The 14,708-nt window shown below is 73.8% G+C and carries 15 protein-coding genes; 1 reads left to right on the forward strand and 14 read right to left on the reverse strand.

Annotated elements, in window-relative coordinates; all coding sequences use genetic code 11:
* Window positions 1-42: 42 nt before the first annotated feature.
* From ACSU53_RS15185 to ACSU53_RS15250, 14 genes are all read right to left on the reverse strand, one after another.
* Window positions 43-1,317 (reverse strand): YcaO-like family protein, encoded by a 1,275-nt coding sequence (locus ACSU53_RS15185; protein ID WP_437028123.1) that lies wholly within the window; start codon window positions 1,315-1,317, stop codon window positions 43-45.
* Window positions 1,317-3,842 carry a class III lanthionine synthetase LanKC gene (gene lanKC / locus ACSU53_RS15190; protein ID WP_437028125.1) on the reverse strand — a complete coding sequence of 842 codons (2,526 nt, stop codon included), beginning with the start codon at window positions 3,840-3,842 and terminating at the stop codon, window positions 1,317-1,319. The genes ACSU53_RS15185 and lanKC overlap by 1 nt, the downstream gene beginning before the upstream one ends.
* A 69-nt stretch (window positions 3,843-3,911) precedes the next feature.
* Window positions 3,912-5,549 (reverse strand): daptide biosynthesis intramembrane metalloprotease, encoded by a 1,638-nt coding sequence (mpaP, locus tag ACSU53_RS15195; RefSeq protein WP_437028127.1) that lies wholly within the window; start codon window positions 5,547-5,549, stop codon window positions 3,912-3,914.
* Between the two features lie 166 nt (window positions 5,550-5,715).
* On the reverse strand, window positions 5,716-5,880 hold the full coding sequence (locus ACSU53_RS15200) for a daptide-type RiPP (RefSeq protein WP_203591786.1): 165 nt from the start codon (window positions 5,878-5,880) through the stop codon (window positions 5,716-5,718).
* A gap of 100 nt (window positions 5,881-5,980) precedes the next feature.
* On the reverse strand, window positions 5,981-6,145 hold the full coding sequence (locus tag ACSU53_RS15205; RefSeq protein WP_203591786.1) for a daptide-type RiPP: 165 nt from the start codon (window positions 6,143-6,145) through the stop codon (window positions 5,981-5,983).
* Window positions 6,146-6,245: 100 nt separating this feature from the next.
* Entirely contained in the window at window positions 6,246-6,404 is a 159-nt protein-coding gene (locus ACSU53_RS15210; protein WP_203591785.1) for a daptide-type RiPP, read from the reverse strand.
* Between the two features lie 84 nt (window positions 6,405-6,488).
* A complete protein-coding gene (locus tag ACSU53_RS15215; RefSeq protein WP_203591784.1) occupies window positions 6,489-6,647 on the reverse strand; it encodes a daptide-type RiPP in 159 nt (52 codons plus the stop codon).
* A gap of 54 nt (window positions 6,648-6,701) precedes the next feature.
* Window positions 6,702-8,039 (reverse strand): daptide-type RiPP biosynthesis dehydogenase, encoded by a 1,338-nt coding sequence (gene mpaC / locus ACSU53_RS15220; RefSeq protein ID WP_437028130.1) that lies wholly within the window; start codon window positions 8,037-8,039, stop codon window positions 6,702-6,704.
* A gap of 189 nt (window positions 8,040-8,228) precedes the next feature.
* Window positions 8,229-8,378, reverse strand: a complete 150-nt coding sequence (locus ACSU53_RS15225) for a daptide-type RiPP (RefSeq protein WP_437028132.1) — start codon at window positions 8,376-8,378, stop codon at window positions 8,229-8,231.
* Window positions 8,379-8,444: 66 nt separating this feature from the next.
* Window positions 8,445-9,716, reverse strand: a complete 1,272-nt coding sequence (mpaD, locus tag ACSU53_RS15230) for a daptide-type RiPP biosynthesis aminotransferase (RefSeq protein WP_437028134.1) — start codon at window positions 9,714-9,716, stop codon at window positions 8,445-8,447.
* On the reverse strand, window positions 9,713-10,522 hold the full coding sequence (gene mpaM / locus ACSU53_RS15235; protein WP_437028136.1) for a daptide-type RiPP biosynthesis methyltransferase: 810 nt from the start codon (window positions 10,520-10,522) through the stop codon (window positions 9,713-9,715). The genes mpaD and mpaM overlap by 4 nt, the downstream gene beginning before the upstream one ends.
* Window positions 10,519-11,565: a daptide biosynthesis RiPP recognition protein gene (gene mpaB, locus ACSU53_RS15240; RefSeq protein WP_437028137.1), complete on the reverse strand. Its 1,047-nt coding sequence runs from the start codon at window positions 11,563-11,565 to the stop codon at window positions 10,519-10,521. Before mpaB ends, mpaM begins: the two co-directional genes overlap by 4 nt.
* Before the next feature lie 127 nt (window positions 11,566-11,692).
* A complete protein-coding gene (locus ACSU53_RS15245; protein ID WP_437028139.1) occupies window positions 11,693-12,625 on the reverse strand; it encodes an LLM class flavin-dependent oxidoreductase in 933 nt (310 codons plus the stop codon).
* Between the two features lie 384 nt (window positions 12,626-13,009).
* On the reverse strand, window positions 13,010-13,468 hold the full coding sequence (locus ACSU53_RS15250; RefSeq protein WP_437028141.1) for a hypothetical protein: 459 nt from the start codon (window positions 13,466-13,468) through the stop codon (window positions 13,010-13,012).
* Window positions 13,469-13,716: 248 nt separating this feature from the next.
* Here ACSU53_RS15250 and ACSU53_RS15255 point away from each other — a divergent pair, with 248 nt between their 5' ends.
* Complete coding sequence (locus tag ACSU53_RS15255) at window positions 13,717-14,691, forward strand: helix-turn-helix transcriptional regulator (protein WP_437028143.1); 975 nt, start codon at window positions 13,717-13,719, stop codon at window positions 14,689-14,691.
* Window positions 14,692-14,708: the final 17 nt, after the last annotated feature.

The following is a 14,708-nucleotide window of genomic DNA, read 5'->3' on the forward strand; positions in this document are numbered from 1 at the left end:
GTTTCGAGGGGATCGGGGGCGGGCCCGGGCGGGGCCGCCCGGTCAGGGCAGGGGGTGGGGGGCCGCGGCCCGGTGGTCGGTGAGGCGCGCCGGGCAACCGGTGCGCTCGGGGGCGGAGGCCAGCCGGGAGCGGTTCCAGCTCCACGCGTGGGTCTCGTCCATCCGCAGGTGCTGGTAGCCGGCCGGGACGACCTTCACCGCGTGCCAGCCCATCGCGGCCACGGTGTCCGGCAGCCGGGGTGTGAGGTCGACGACGTGCGGGTCGGCGCCGTCGGCGAGCAGCGCGGTGACGATCCCGTCGGTGGTCACCTCGGCGGCGGTCATCGGAGCCGGGGCGGGCACGAAGCCGTCGGCCCAGTCCCGCACGGCGCGGCGGGCCCGCGCGGTGAGCATGTACCGGATCCGGTCGTGCTCGGTGACCAGCGGGTCCGGCACGTCGGTCACGGGACCGTCCAGCAGGGTGGCCTCCAGCGCCGCCCGGACCTGCCAGGCTTCCTGGAGGGCGCCGAGCAGGGCGTCGTGCGCCCGGTCGGACGCCTTCATGCCCACGGTCACCAGGGCGCCGGGGCGCTCCGGTTCGAGCAGGCAGGCCACCACGCAGCACAGGCCGTCGACGGCGGTCGGGATGCGGGCGAAGACCGTCCTGACTCCCCCGTCGGCCGCGCGCCGCCACAGGGTGCGCAGCGCCTCGCCGGTGGGGCGGTCCGGTGTCCCCGAGGCCGCCGCGAACGGGTCCGTCCAGCAGGGCAGCCGCAGCTGGCGCCCCCAGGCGGTGGTGAACGCGTCCCGCTCGACGATCTCGACCAGGGCCGAGCGCAGGGCCATGTCGGCGCTGCCGCCGGAGGCCGCTCCGGACGGCCCCGGGTCGAACAGGGCGCCCGACGCGGTGGCCGGCCAGTCGACGAGCGCGGCCGGGACCAGGACCGTGGCCGTGTCGCTCAGCCGCGTCGCCGGATACCAGTCGAGCTCCGCCTGGGCGGCGTCCGGGTGGGCCAGCGCGTTCCGGGCGTCGTGGGCGGCGAGCGCCGGTCGGCCCAGCCCGGCGGCGGTGCCGCGGACGGTGCCAAGCCGGTCGTCGGGGTGCAGCGCCCGGCGTTCGACGGCCTCCCCGGCGCCGCGCAGCAGCGCGTCGGCCCGGGAGTGCCCGTTGGCGCCGGCGACCAGGGCCGACAGCGGGACCTCGGTCGGGTCCGCTCCGGCCACCGGAGCCAGCGCGACGGCACTGCTCCACAGCGGGTTGCCGTCCCGCGGCGGGACCAGCGAGTAGCGGGTGGCGACGCCGGCGGCCGGGGCCAGGGTGCGCGGTACGTCGATCATCAGGCCGCCTCCACGTAGGCGGGCGCCGGGGTGCCGCCCAGGAAGGGCAGTGCGGTGGTGGTGTCGTCGTCCAGCGCGGCCAGGGCCAGCAGGACGCCGGCCGAGCCGGTCGCCAGGTCGGTGGAGAGCCGGTAGCCGTGGTCGCCGAGGAAGTCCACGCGGCCCGGTTCGGCCGCCATGGCCTCCCAGCCCAGCGCGTCCAGGTGGGTGCGGACCAGGGCCGGGTCGCGGTCCTCGCCGGTCAGCGCGAACAGGGCGCCCGCGCGGCCGGTGAACAGGCCGCAGGATATGGCGAAGTGGGTGTGCACGGTCTCCAGGAGCCGGGCCCGCGCCGCCGCCAGGCAGGCGCTCGGGCGGTACCGCTGGAACGCCCGGATCACCAGGGCGAGTCCGGCGCTGCCGATCAGTCCGGGGCCGAGCCGCAGCCTGCTGTCCTCCTGGTCCAGGTCGATGGTGTCCAGGTCGGCGCGCAGCTCCGCCTCGGCGGCGTCCAGGTGCCGCACGTCGCCGGTGTGCTCGAACAGCCGCAGCAGGAACAGGGCGTGGCCGGTGCGCCCGTGGACCAGGCCGACCCGCTTGGGGCCCGCCGGGGCGCTCTCGGGGCCGCCGAGCCGGCCGGCCAGGGTGCGGGCCATCTCCAGGTACGCGGCGTCGCCGCGGCGCTCCGCGAGGTGCAGGGCGACCAGGCCGAGGCCCGACCAGCCGTTGCACAGCGAGTCGCTGACGTTCGCCGCCGGGGTGGCGAAGGCGCGCCGCATCACCGCGTCCGCCTCCTCGCGGCGCCCGAGGTGGTCGAGGGTGTAGGCGAGTCCCGCCAGGCCGGTGTAGAAGCCGGGGCCGTCGGTCTCGGCGTCGCGGGCGTGGTCGGCGAGCCACTGCACGTGCTCGGCCGGCGGCCGGTGGCCGGTCCGGGACAGGGCCCACAGCACGCCCGCCGCGCCGTACGCGAAGGTCGTGCCGCCGTCCGGGACGAGGAACTGCATGGCGTCGCCGGGGTAGAGCCGGTCGTCGCGCTCCGGGGAGGCCGCCTCGACGATGGACCGGGCGATCGCCTCGCGCAGGCCGGGCCCGGGGTTGGCGGGCCAGTCCGCCCGGAAGTCGCGGTCGCCGGTGAGGACCTCGGGGCCGAGACCGTCGGCGATGGCGCGGGTCAGCGACTCGGGCAGGTCGAAGTGCTCGGTGGCCGCCTCCAGCAGGGTGCGCACCTTGGCCACGCCCCACGGCACCACCTGCGGCAGCGGCATGAACATCGTCAGGCGCAGCACGTTGAGGGCGAACAGGTCGACCGCGGGGCCGGTGAGGTGGTGCGGGGCGTGGAAGCCGAGGGCGCCCATCGCCTGCTGGTAGCCGGCGTCGACCGGGGTGCAGGTCTCCATGTCGATGAACGCGACCGTGTTGTCGGCCTTGACGAGAATGTTGCCCGGGTGCAGGTCGCCGAAGACGACGCCCCGGCGGTGCATGTCGGCCACGCCCCGGGCGACCTGGTCGAGGATGTCGAGCGCCCACGCGGTGTAGGCGGCGCGCACCTCGGGCGAGTCCTGGCCGGACGTGAAGGGGTGGCGGCGGCGCAGCACGTCGATCAGTGCCTCGCCCTCGACGAACTCGCGGGCCAGGAAGCGGTGCTCGTGGCCGTCCCGGTAGTCGACCAGGGCGGGCACGGTGGGCAGCCCGGCCAGCGTCGTCAGCGCCCAGTGCTCGCGCTCCATGCGGGTGATCGCGTCGGCCCCGCTGGCGTCCAGGCCGGCCAGCGGGCGGGCCTCCTTGAGCAGGACCTCGGCGCCGGTGCGGTTGTCGACGGCGCGGTAGACGCCGCCGCCGTTGGAGAAGTGCAGGGCCTTGTAGACCCGGAACGGGAAGTTCTTCAAGGTGCCCTCCTTGCGCCGGGCGTGGGCCTCGGCGAGGAACGGGGGCAGGGTCACCCACTCCGGCGGCCGGAACGCGGGGCGGCGCACGTCGGGCACCATCTCGCCGTCGGGATTGCGGATGCCGGGGACCAGGGCGCCGTTCTCGGCGCGGGCCATCTTCAGCACGAAGCCGCCGTAGCGCACGAACAGCGGGCCCTCGTTCCAGCGCAGGTCGCTGAGGATGTACGGGGCGGGGGTGCCGCCGATCAGCTCGTCCAGCTCGCGCAGGGTGCGTTCGAGGATCTCCTCGGTGGGCGGGTAGATGGTGATGAACTTGCCGCTGGCGCTGCGGTCGCCGTACTTGCTGCCGCGCCGGCCGAGGATCTCCCGGTTGGAGATGTACTTGTACATCAGGCCGTGCTCGACGCAGTACGGGACGACCTGGTCGAGGAGTTCGGCGGCGTTGTCCGGCGAGGCCGACACGTGGATCTTCCAGCCCTGGTCGGGCACGTCCAGGTCGGGTGGTGTGCAGAAGGTCCACTCTCTGCCGCGGGTCACCGTCCAGCCGGTTCCGGGGACGCGGCCCGCGTGGAAGTCCTGGTCCGTGGCCCCGTCGTGATCGGGTGCGTCGTAGAAGAGGGAGTCCTCGCGGCAGAAGTCGAGGAAGCGGAAGTCGAGCACGAGACGTCTCCTGACCGTGGATCGGGATGGTGGCGCGCGGCGGTGGCCGCGCGGGGGCGGGGGCGGGGTTCAGGACGGGAGGAAGGGGCTGATGTAGGTGCGGTAGCCCACCTCCCACAGCGGCAGCCGGCCGGTGTCCACCCGGGCCGCCCCGGTGGGCTCGTCCAGGGGGCCGTCCAGGTCGAGCCGGTAGCTGGTGACCGGCATCGTCAGGGCGCCGTCCAGGTCGAGCGGGAAGAAGGAGTCCAGCGGTGCCTCGCCGGCCGCCGCCGGGGCGTCGCCGACGGTCGCGCTGCCGGTGGTGGGGTTCAGTACCGGGCCGTTGGTGGTGAGCGTGACCTTCTGGCCGGGCGCGATGCGGTCGGTGTCGGCCCCGTCGAGCAGGACGAGGTCGGTGCCGCCGGGCCGGCTGACGTAGGCCGCCGAGACGGTGTGCGGGACGGGCAGGAACATCAGGGCGCCCGCGGCGGCGGCCACAGCGGTGGAGACCAGGGCGATCCGGGGCCGTCCGGCACCGGACGCGCGGACCTCCGCCGCCAGCCTGCGCACCCCGCGGCCCAGGAAGTACAGCCCGTACGACACCCCGCAGGCCGCCAGGCAGATGCCGATGACGCCGCCGCGGCGCAGCAGGTCGATCCAGAGCTGGAGCGCGGTCGACAGCAGGTAGAGCGGGAAGACCATGCAGGCCAGGCCGTAGACGGTGGTCCAGCGCCGGGTCAGCTCGCGCTCGTAGGTGCCGCCGAACAGCAGCCGGGCCATGAGACGGCGGGCGTCGGTGATGGCCCGGTCGCGCAGGTAGGGGATGTCGACGTGGCTCATCAGGGCGATGTAGCCGTCCAGCTTGATGAAGGGCAGCAGGTTCAGCAGGCCGGTGATGTAGCTGCCGAGGGCGAAGAAGACCAGGGCGGTCTTGGCGCCGGAGTCGGCGAGCGGCCAGGCGGCGAGGGCGGCGGCACCGGCGAGGAAGGTCTGGACGGCGGGTCCGGCGAGGGCGACGTGGACGCGCTGGCGGCGCTGCGGCAGGCGCCAGGCGTCGGAGACGTCGCAGAAGAACGCCGGCATCAGGTAGAAGAGCATGATCCCGATGCGGGACGGCTTGCCGCCGTAGCGGATCAGCGTGGCGGCGTGGCCCAGTTCGTGGATCGAGGTGCCGATGACGAGCCCGGCCAGGATGCCCAGGTAGGTCAGCGGCGACAACGGGCCGGACAGCGACGACGTGACGTAGGTGTTCTGCACGGCGAGCGCGAGCAGGCCGGCCACGGCGATCAGCAGGGCGGTGCCGACGAGGTACCGGTTGCCCATGCGGGCGAAGAGCGGCTGCAGGGACTGCATCGTGCGGCCCGGACGCAGCAGCGTGAACTGGAAGGTGAACGGCGGGACCATCTTGAAACGGCCCTGGCGGCGGGGGGCTTTCATGTCGCCGTTGTCGACCAGCTGGAGGTCGTCCAGCCGCCGGACGGCGAAGCCGACCATCTCGGCGGTCCAGGTGCCGCCCATCAACCGGGCCAGTTCGTCGTGGTCGCGCCGGCCGTCGAAGTGCTCGGCGAGAGCGGCGACTTCGGGGCTGACACGGATGTAGCGCGGGCCACGCTGCAGCACCCATGTGCCGCCGTCGCCCATGGGCGGGTGGATCTCGGTGCCCGGTGCGCGGTTCGGCCGCTGCGTGTGCGCGGCGGGCGCAGCGGGTGAAGCGGTGGTAGCGCTCACGGTGGTGTCCTTACGCGGAAGAGGTCGGTCGGTGGGGTGGGGCGCCCCCCGCCTCGGCCCAGCTCATTCGTTTGCCGGAAGCAGGGCCGAGGCAGGATCTGCGGTGGTGCCGAAGACCTAGTGAGGGCTACTCACTGGGGGTCGCGTCCCTCGTCGCGGGCCGCGATCAGGTCAGGGCGATCGAGGTGGCGACGGCCGAGGAGACCGTGGCGCCGATGGAGACACCGGTCCAGAAACCGGGGGCCTCCAGCGCCTCCAGCTCCTGCATCTCCAGCTCCACGTTCTCGGCGGTGGCAGCGGCGACCGGCGCGTCGTTCTTGATCTCAGCCATGACGGATTCCTCTCGTGTGAACCGGTGAGCCCTTCTCACCGGAAGCGGATGTTTCACGTGAAACACCCCGCGGATCGGACAGGTGGGGACGTGCGGTGGATCAGGTGAGGGCGATCGAGGTGGCGACGGCCGAGGAGACCGTGGCGCCGATGGACACGCCGGTCCAGAAACCGGGGGCCTCCAGCGCCTCCAGCTCCTGCATCTCCAGCTCCACGTTCTCGGCGGTGGCAGCGGCGACCGGCGCGTCGTTCTTGATCTCAGCCATGACGGATTCCTCTCGTATGGACCGGTGAGCCCTTCTCACCGGAAGCGGATGTTTCACGTGAAACACCCTGTGGATCGGACAGTTGGGGAGTTGCGGTGGATCAGGTGAGGCTGAAGGCCACGGAGACCAGCGAGACGCCGACGCTGACGCCCGCGGAGGTCGCCCAGCCCGGGGCCTCCAGCGCCTCGAGCTCCTGCATCTCCAGCTCGGTGGCCGCGAGGTCCTGCAGCTCGGTCTCGACGATGTTGTTCTCGCTCATGACGTGCTCTCCCTCGGTTCGTGGATGGTCCGGTGACGTTCGGGTGGTGCACCTGCCGGCCCGGAGCGGCCGGCCGACGGTGGATCAGGTGAGGCTCCAGGCGACGGAGACCAGCGAGATACCGACGCTGACGCCCGCGGAGGTCGCCCAGCCCGGGGCCTCCAGCGTCTCCAGCTCCTGCATCTCCAGCTCGGAGACGGCGAGGTCCTGCAGCTCGGTCTCGACGATGTTGTTCTCGCTCATGACGTGCTCCTTCTGTCGGGTCCCGGGAGGTCCGGGACGTTCTCGGTGTCTCCATCACGGGCGGTCGGCCGGGGGCCGGACGCCGTGGTGGTCTTGGGAGCCCCGGGCGGCGGGGGATCCGCCCGAGGCCGGCTCGGTGGCCTCGTCGAGGAGCGCGCGCACATCGGTGCCGCTCAACTCGTCGAGGATGGGAAGACCGGCGCCCCAGCCGCGCATGATGCGCGTGGTGGCGCGGGCCAGTTGTGCGGGCCCGGCGTGCACGGTGCGGTCGATGTGCCAGTCGCTCATCAGCCGCAGCAGCCCGTCCGCGGGGTCGTCGGGCAGTGCAGGGACGGCGGCGCGCAGGACGCTCCACAGCCGGGTGATCCGGGCGGCGCTGCCCAGCCGGGCGTCTCCGTCGAGGGTGTGCCGCCACAGCACCGGCCACAGGGCGGCGACCGTGCGCATCTTGGCGAGGTCGAGGGTGGTGGACAGCTCGTTGGCCATCGCCCAGCACTTCACGGCGTAGGGGCTGCGGCCGATGTTGATCCGCCCGATCTGGCTCTCGCCGCTCGACTCGGCGATCCGCAGGCGCAGTTCGGCCGGGATCGGCCGGCCCCGGTCCCGCAGGGCGGCGACCTCGTAGCCGGCGGTGACGATCCGGCGGGCGAGTGCCTCCACGGCGGCGTCCTGCTCGGGGAGTTCGGTGGCGTCGCCGGTGTAGGGGCTGACCGTGCGGAACAGGGCCTCCAGGACGCCGTCGGCGACGAGAGCGGGCGGCAGGGTGACCGTGGCCTCGGGCGCCCACAGGGCCGCCACCGGCCGCAGGCACGAGCCCGTGGCGAGGAACTTGCCGCCGTCGCGGGAGAAGCAGGCCACGGTGCCCAGTTCGCTGCCCGTGCCCAGGGTGGTGGGCACCGCCAGCACCCGGACGTGCGGTCCGAGGGCCGGGGGCAGCACCAGGAAGCCGCTGCGCTGCGGGGCGGTGAGGTAGCGGTGGAAGTGGGGATGGCGGGCGGACAGGGCGGCCAGCTTGGCGAAGTCGAGGGTGGTGCCGCCGCCGACGGCGACGACGATCCCCTCGGGGTCGAGCCCGGCGGCCGTCTCCGCGACCGCGTCGAGCCCGGTGGGGCCGTCCAGCACGATCAGGCGCGGCGTGTGCCCGGCGGTCCTCACCTGGTCCAGCACCCCGGCAGTGACGGGCTGTTCCGCGACCGCGGGGTCCGCGATGACGGTGACGGCCGGTGCGCCGTCCCGGCGCAGCCAGTCGGCCAGGCGGCCGATGCCGCGCAGCGGCGGGGCCGGCGGGATGAACTCGGGCCGGACGGCCCCCTTACAGACCTTCGCCGGCCGCCGGGTGCCGTGCCGGTCGCCGCCGGAAGCGGCGGTGTCGGTCCTCACAGCAGTAGTCACAGCGGGCTCCTGACCACGTCAACGCGTGCTCTGTGTCGGGTTCGTCGGATCGGATACGGTGGGGGACCTGCCTCGGCCCAGCTCATTCCTTTGCCGGAAGCGGGGCCGAGGCAGGACCTGCGGCCGGTCTTCGTCCCCCGGGTCGCCGGGGGCGGTGGAGGCCGTGGGAACGCTCGGCTCGTGCGGCGGTCAGGTCGCGACCACGACCGAGACGCTGACGGCGGTCCCGATCGACACGCCGGTCCAGAAGCCCGGTGACTCCAGGGCCTCGAGCTCCTGCATCTCCAGCTCGGTGACGTCGGCCGGGAAGTCCTCGGTCTGCGGCATCTGCTCGTTCATGGCGGTGATTCCTCCGGTAGGGCGGGGGGGACGGGGTGGGCGTACGGGGTGGCGGTGCCGGCGGGGTCAGCGGCGGCCGGCGGGCCTCGGGGTGGGAAGCAGGGCGTCGAGTCCTGCCTCGACGCAGGTCATGAGTTCGTCGACCTCGGCATCGCTGTACGTCAGGGACGGCACGAGCTGGATGCCGGCGGGACCGGGATGGACGATGGCTCCGGCCCTGCGGACCGCGCCCACCAGGTGGGCGACTCCGGGCGGTGACAGGCGGTGCCCGCCGGGTCCCCCGACGTGCAGGGTGCGGAAGCAGCCCCGCCCGGTGACGCCGGTGACCAGCGGATGCCGTTCGACCAGGTCGTCGAGGGCGGCGTCCAGCCGGGCGGCCACCCGGCGGCCGGCGACGACCGCGTCCAGGCGGTGCATCTCCGCGACGGCCGCACTGATCGCCGCGCAGGGCACGGAACTGCCGCCCTGGGTCTCGGCGTGGGTGAGGATCGCGTCGTGCCCGGTGAAGGCGTCGGCGATCTCGTGCGAGAAGACGACGGCCGAGGCGGGGACCGTGCCGTTGGTCAGCCCCTTGGAGGACAGCAGCACATCGGGCTGGCCCGGCCAGGTCTGTGAGGCGAAGAAGGTGCCCGTGCGCCCGAAGCCGGTGGCGACCTCGTCGGCGACCAGGAGGTAGCCGCTCTCGTCGCGCAGCCGCACCAGCTCGGCCAGGTAGTCGTCGGTCAGCGGCACGGTGCCGGTGCCGAGCACCGGCTCCACCACCACGGCCGCGATCTGCCGGCCGCTGCGGGCGATCAGCGTGCGCAGTTCCTCCATGTCGTTGGGCGTGACGTGCCGGATGAGGCGCTGGTCGACGCCGTAGGCGCGCTGGCCGAGGTCCTCGCCCGTGAGGGCGAAGCCGCCGAAGGTCAGTCCGTGGAAGCTGCCCCGCAGGGCGACCACGAGGTTCCGCTCGGGCCGGCCGCGCAGCGCGTGGTAGTGGCGCACCAGCTTCATCGCGGCGTCGTTGGCCACGCCTCCGCCGGAGGAGAACAGCACCCGGGCGTAGTGCTCGGTGCCGCACACCGTCAGCAGGTCGTCGGCGGCCTTGCGGGCGTAGGTGTTCTCGAACCGGAAGGAGTGCAGGTAGGACCCGTTGGCGGCGGCCTCCGCCACGGCGGCCGCGATGGCCTCGTTGCCGTAGCCGAGGTTGACGTTCCACAGGCCGCTGTCGGCGTCGAGGACCTCGCTGCCGTCGGCGAAGGTGACGCGGTGCCCGCGGGCGCTCACCGCGCACTGGCTGTCGTTGCCGTGGGTGCTCGGGGCGATCAGGTAGGGCCACAGGGCGTGGGTGCTCATCGGGCGGCCACCGCCTTCAGCAGCTGCACCCGGTGCCGGTCGCCGGGCCCGCTCAGCGGCCGGCGTCCGGCCACGGTCAGTCCCGCCGCGGCCAGTTCGGTCTCGATGGCGGCGATGCTCATCGTGCCGACCTCGTCCACGCACACGGTGACCGGGCCGTCGGCGGGCTCGGACGGGGCGATGGTGACGTAGCGGTGGTCGGAACCGGCCGGCCAGTACTCGTAGAGGTCGTACGCCGTGCCGCTCGCGCCCTTGACGCGGGCGTGCACCTCGGTCGGCACGTCGTCGTCCGCGCGCTCCATGACCGACAGCAGGAACTGTCCGCCGGGCGCCAGGTGCGCGGCCACCGACCGGTAGAGGCCGGCCCGGCCCGTCGCGTCGAGCAGGGACAGGGAGGTGGTGCCGAGGACGATGTGGGCGAACTCCCGGCCCAGGTCGAAGGCGGCCATGTCGCCCCGGACCACCGTGCACCGCTCGCGCACCGCCCGGGGGGCGCGGGCCAGCCGGGCCCGGAGCAGCCGGAGCATGTCCTCGGACAGGTCGAGTGCGGTGACCTCGCGTCCGGTGGCCAGCAGCGGGAGGGTGAACCGACCCGCGCCGGCGGCCAGATCGAGCACCGGGCCGTCACCGGCGGCGCGCACGGCGCCGACGATGTCCCGGATCTCGAAGCCGTCGGCGGCGGCGAGGTCGTCGTAGAGGGGGGCGCCCTGGTCGTCGTAGAGGCCGCAGAGCCGGGCACGGTCGCCGAGTTCGGCGATCCGCGCGCCGCCGAGGCCGGGCGGGCGGGTCAGGGTGAGGGAGGTCATCGGGCACCTGCCGGGGTACGGGTGTCCAGGGCCAGGCCGCGTTCGGTGAGGAACGCCCGGGCCCGGTCGAGGACGTGGTCGGGGACGAAGGACGAGGCGGCGGGGCCCGCGGCGAGCAGGCATTCCACGGCGCCGGCGAAGGAACGGTCGACGGCGAACACCCGCCCGCCGGCCACGACGTACGCCTGGTCGGTGTTCCACAGGACCAGCGGGACGGCGGGGTCGAGCAGGTCGTCCTCGGCGCCGGAGGCGGCGAGGCCCTCGGTGAGCCGGTGGCCGAACCCGGAGACGGTCAGGTGGCCGATGTCCTGGGCGGTCATCGCCCGCAGGGCCTTGACCGCGGTGAGGTAGCGGGCGAGGAAGGGACGCACCTGGAGTGCCGCCGTCCGCGCCTCCTCCGGCACCGCGGCGGCCAGACTCACCGCGCAGGGTGCCTCGCTGGCCGCGTTGGTGTGCTCGTAGCGGGTCACCAGGGTCGTCAGGTCGTCACCGACCGTGCCCAGCGGTGAACCGGTGGGCGACAGCGAGATCCGTCCGCCGGCGTCGACGTACAGCCGCAGGGCGGGGCCGTCGGCGCCCGCCGGCCCGCCGAGGGCGGCGGTGTCGGCGAGCAGCACCGCCGGCGTGATCAGGTACTCGGGGAAGACGCCCTCGGAGAACGCCCGGTCGGCGTCGGCGAGGAAGGCGGAGAAGTCCGCGGGGCCGAAGATGCGCAGCACGGTCGGGCCGAGCACGGACATGAAGGCGCTGGAGGCGTAGTCCTGGGTCTGGAGGAAGAAGTCCTCGCCGAGGGCGAAGTCCTCACCGGGCTCGCTCAGGGAGCCGCCGTACGGCACCACGCCGTCCCGGGGTTCCCCGGATCCCGGCGTGAAGACGAGGGTGCCGGGACCGGTCAGTCCGCCGGCGCGCACCGCGTCGAGGTGGCGGGCATCGGCCAGGACGACCGTGGCGGGCGCGTTCCCCGGGGCGCCGGCCGGCCGTCGGCCGCCCGACCCCCACGACATGATGTGCTCCTTCGCGCGTCTGCGCGTCTGTGTGTCCATGACTGTCTGGTCCTTCGTTGCCTGGTGGCTGATGGCTGGTGGCAGTGCCGGATGCGGCCGGGGCGGGTGCGGCCGGGGCGGGTGCGGCCGGGGCGGGCGCGGGCCCGGCGGCCCCGGACGGGAGGTCCTAGACGGCGCCGCGGAGGATCTCCGTCAGGTCGCCGATCGCCTCCTGGGCGCCGAACATCTTGTGGACGCCGGTGGTGTTGAGGACGATCTCGTCGACGCCGGCCTGGCGGTACTCGTCGAGCCGCTTGACGACGGTGTCCGGGTCACCGGTGACGACGGCGCCCACGTCGACGGCTCCCCGGGCGACGGCGTGCACGTCGCCGCCCCCGGTGTCGACGCCGGCCCGCCCGAGCATGTCCAGGTAGTGCGGAGCCTGGAAGTGGGCGAAGTTGGAGGCCAGGGCGAGCCGTTCGGGAGCGGTGCCCTCGCGTTCGAGACCGACGGGCACCATGGCCACGATGCGGGGCCGCTCGGTGCGGCCGGCCCGCGCCACGCCCTCCTCGACCGCGGGCACGATGACCTCGCGCAGGTAGGACGGCGGCGTCAGCCAGGTGATCACCGCGTCGGCGATCTCGCCGGCCAGCCGTGCCATGCCCGGCCGCAGGACCCCCAGCCCCACGTCCACCCGGGGCGCGGCGGCCGGCGCCAGCTGCGCCCGGAAGGTGAAGTCGGGCCCGTCCGCCTCCACCACCTCGCCGTCGAGCAGTCCGCGCACGGCCGTCAGGTACTGGCGGGCGACGGCCAGGGGCTTGTCGTACGACGCCCCGAGCAGGTTCTGCTGGAAGGCCGGCGCACCGGGTCCGAACCCCGCGATCACCGGGTGGCCGGTGGCCAGGGCGACCGAGCGGGCCTGGTTGGCGGCCTCGAACGGATGCCGCAGCGGCATCAGCGTGACACCGAATCCCACCGGGACACGGAATCCCGCGCCGGCGGCTCCCACGAAGGTCTGGTGCGGTTCGAGGATCATCGACTGCCCCTGCCACAGGCGCACGGCGGGCGTCCAGTTCACCAGGCCCGCGAACGGCAGCGTCTGTTCAAGCCGACGCGGCACGAACGGGATCAGAACCGAATAATCCGTCATGACGACATATATCTCTCTCGTGAGGCACGGGGCGGCCGGCCGTCGGGCGGTGCGCGGGCACGACGGCGGGACGAACGGGTGGATGGGGCGGACGGAAGGGGCCGGACGGCGGGTGCGGAGCGGGGCCCGGGGCGACGGGGCCCGGGGCGACGGGGCCCGGGGCGACGGGGCCCGGTACGGGTCGGGGTCCGGAGCCGGAACGGCCGGCCACCGACCGGCTGCCGTGCGCCGGCGGCGGCGGCCCGGCACGGCAGCCGGGGCCGCCCGCGGGTCACTCCGGACCGCGGGCCGTGAGCACCGGCGCCCGGTGGGCGGGGCTCGACGGCCCGGGCAGCGGGCCGGCGTCCGGCCCGGTCAGCGACCGGGGTTCGGCGCGACGGGCGGAACGCCCCAGTCGTGGTTGTCCGGCACGACCGGCTGCGGCACGCCCCAGTCGTGGTTGCCCGGCACGTCCTTGGCCGGCGGGACCCCCCAGTCGTGGTTGTCCGGAGCGGACGGCTGCGGCACACCCCAGTCGTGGTTGCCCGGCACGTCCTTGGCCGGCGGGACCCCCCAGTCGTGGTTCAGCAGGCCGTCGACCACGGTCCGTGCCAGACCGGCCGCCCCCTCGGCGACCTCCCCCGGGAGCCCGGCCGAACCGGCGGTGCCGGCCGGAGCCTGCGTGGTCGCCCGTCCGGAGGCGGGTCCGTTCTCGGCGGCCTGGGCGATCCCCTGGCCCGCCAGCGTCAGCAGTCCCCCGGCCAGCAGGGTGGCGGCGGCACGGGCGCCGACGCGAACAAGACCGTTCCTGGTTCCGGCAACAGAGCGCTTCACGATTTCCCCCAGTATCGAGTGGTTCGTTCTCTTGCGGTGCTTCCTCCTGGCGAGAACAACTCTGCCGTCCGGAACCCCCTCGAACGAGATGGTTCGCGTGCAACTTGCTGCGTCGTACACGTGCCGTTTGCTGCACGAACCGCCCCCCGGGGACACATCGGCCCCGTACGACGCATGGCGCCGTCGGTGCTACCCGGGGTATTTCTTGGGGGAAGATCGGCACAGTTCGTGCACACAGGGGGGAATCCGTGGCGCAACCACGTCTGGACTTCTTGGGCGTCGCCAGAGATGAGGAAGCGCTCTACCGCCGGCTTCTGCGCCAGGGCGTCGGTGACGAACCCGACCAGGTCGCCGCCGAGACCCACACCGAGACGGCGGACCGGCTCGTCACCCTCGGCCTGGCCACCCGCACCCACACCGGCGCCCTGCGCCCCGTGGCCCCGGCCAGAGCCGTGGAGCACCTGATCGACCACCGGCTGGACGCCCTGCAGGCCGAGCTGGAGCAGACCGCGCGCGGCAACGGCATCGTGGAGTCCCTGCAGCAGGAACGGGAGACGGCCCCGGCACCGCGCCCGCCGGAGGAGGCCCCGACCGTCCAGCAGATCGAGGGCCTCGAAGCCGTCCGGGCCGTCATCGACGAACTCACCTTCTTCGCCCGCACCGAGAGCCTGACCACGAACCCGACGGGCATCATCAGTCCCGAGTCGGCGGACTTCTCCCGCCCCATCGACCTGCGCATCCTGCGCCGGGGCGTGCGCATGCGCACCCTGATGGCCGCGCCCGCCCTGGACGACGCCGACACCCTCTCCTACCTACGGGAACTCGCTGCCAAAGGCGCGGAGATACGCGTCTCCCACGCCCCGCTGGAACGCATGATCATCTGCGACCGCTCGGCGGCGCTCACCCCCCTCGACCCGTCGGACACCGCCAAGGGGGCCCTGCTCACGCGCGAACCGGGCCTGGTGGCCACCCTGGTCACCCTCTTCGACCGGATGTGGGCCATGGCCCAGGAACTGCCCACCCCCGACGACGAGCCGCCCACCGAGATCGAGCGCCGCATCCTCAAGACCCTCTACAGCGCCGACAAGGACGAGAGCGGCGCCCGTGACCTGGGCATCTCGGTGCGGACGTACCGCAAGCACGTGGCCAGTCTGATGACCCGCCTGCACGCCACCAACCGCTTCCAGGCCGCCCTGCTGGCCCGCGAACGCGGCTGGTTCTGAGGGGCGTCAGCGCAACG

Origin of the sequence: Streptomyces sp. enrichment culture (assembly GCF_964273255.1) — a bacterium.
Lineage (GTDB): Bacteria > Actinomycetota > Actinomycetes > Streptomycetales > Streptomycetaceae > Streptomyces.

Coding starts and splice junctions, on each gene's coding strand:
- ACSU53_RS15185 (WP_437028123.1), bottom strand. CDS start 1,317: ATGATCGACGTACCGCGCACCCTGGCCCCGGCCGCCGGCGTCGCCACC.
- ACSU53_RS15200 (WP_203591786.1), bottom strand. CDS start 5,880: ATGGCTGAGATCAAGAACGACGCGCCGGTCGCCGCTGCCACCGCCGAG.
- ACSU53_RS15205 (WP_203591786.1), bottom strand. CDS start 6,145: ATGGCTGAGATCAAGAACGACGCGCCGGTCGCCGCTGCCACCGCCGAG.
- ACSU53_RS15210 (WP_203591785.1), bottom strand. CDS start 6,404: ATGAGCGAGAACAACATCGTCGAGACCGAGCTGCAGGACCTCGCGGCC.
- ACSU53_RS15215 (WP_203591784.1), bottom strand. CDS start 6,647: ATGAGCGAGAACAACATCGTCGAGACCGAGCTGCAGGACCTCGCCGTC.
- ACSU53_RS15225 (WP_437028132.1), bottom strand. CDS start 8,378: ATGAACGAGCAGATGCCGCAGACCGAGGACTTCCCGGCCGACGTCACC.
- mpaD (WP_437028134.1), bottom strand. CDS start 9,716: ATGAGCACCCACGCCCTGTGGCCCTACCTGATCGCCCCGAGCACCCAC.
- mpaM (WP_437028136.1), bottom strand. CDS start 10,522: ATGACCTCCCTCACCCTGACCCGCCCGCCCGGCCTCGGCGGCGCGCGG.
- mpaB (WP_437028137.1), bottom strand. CDS start 11,565: ATGGACACACAGACGCGCAGACGCGCGAAGGAGCACATCATGTCGTGG.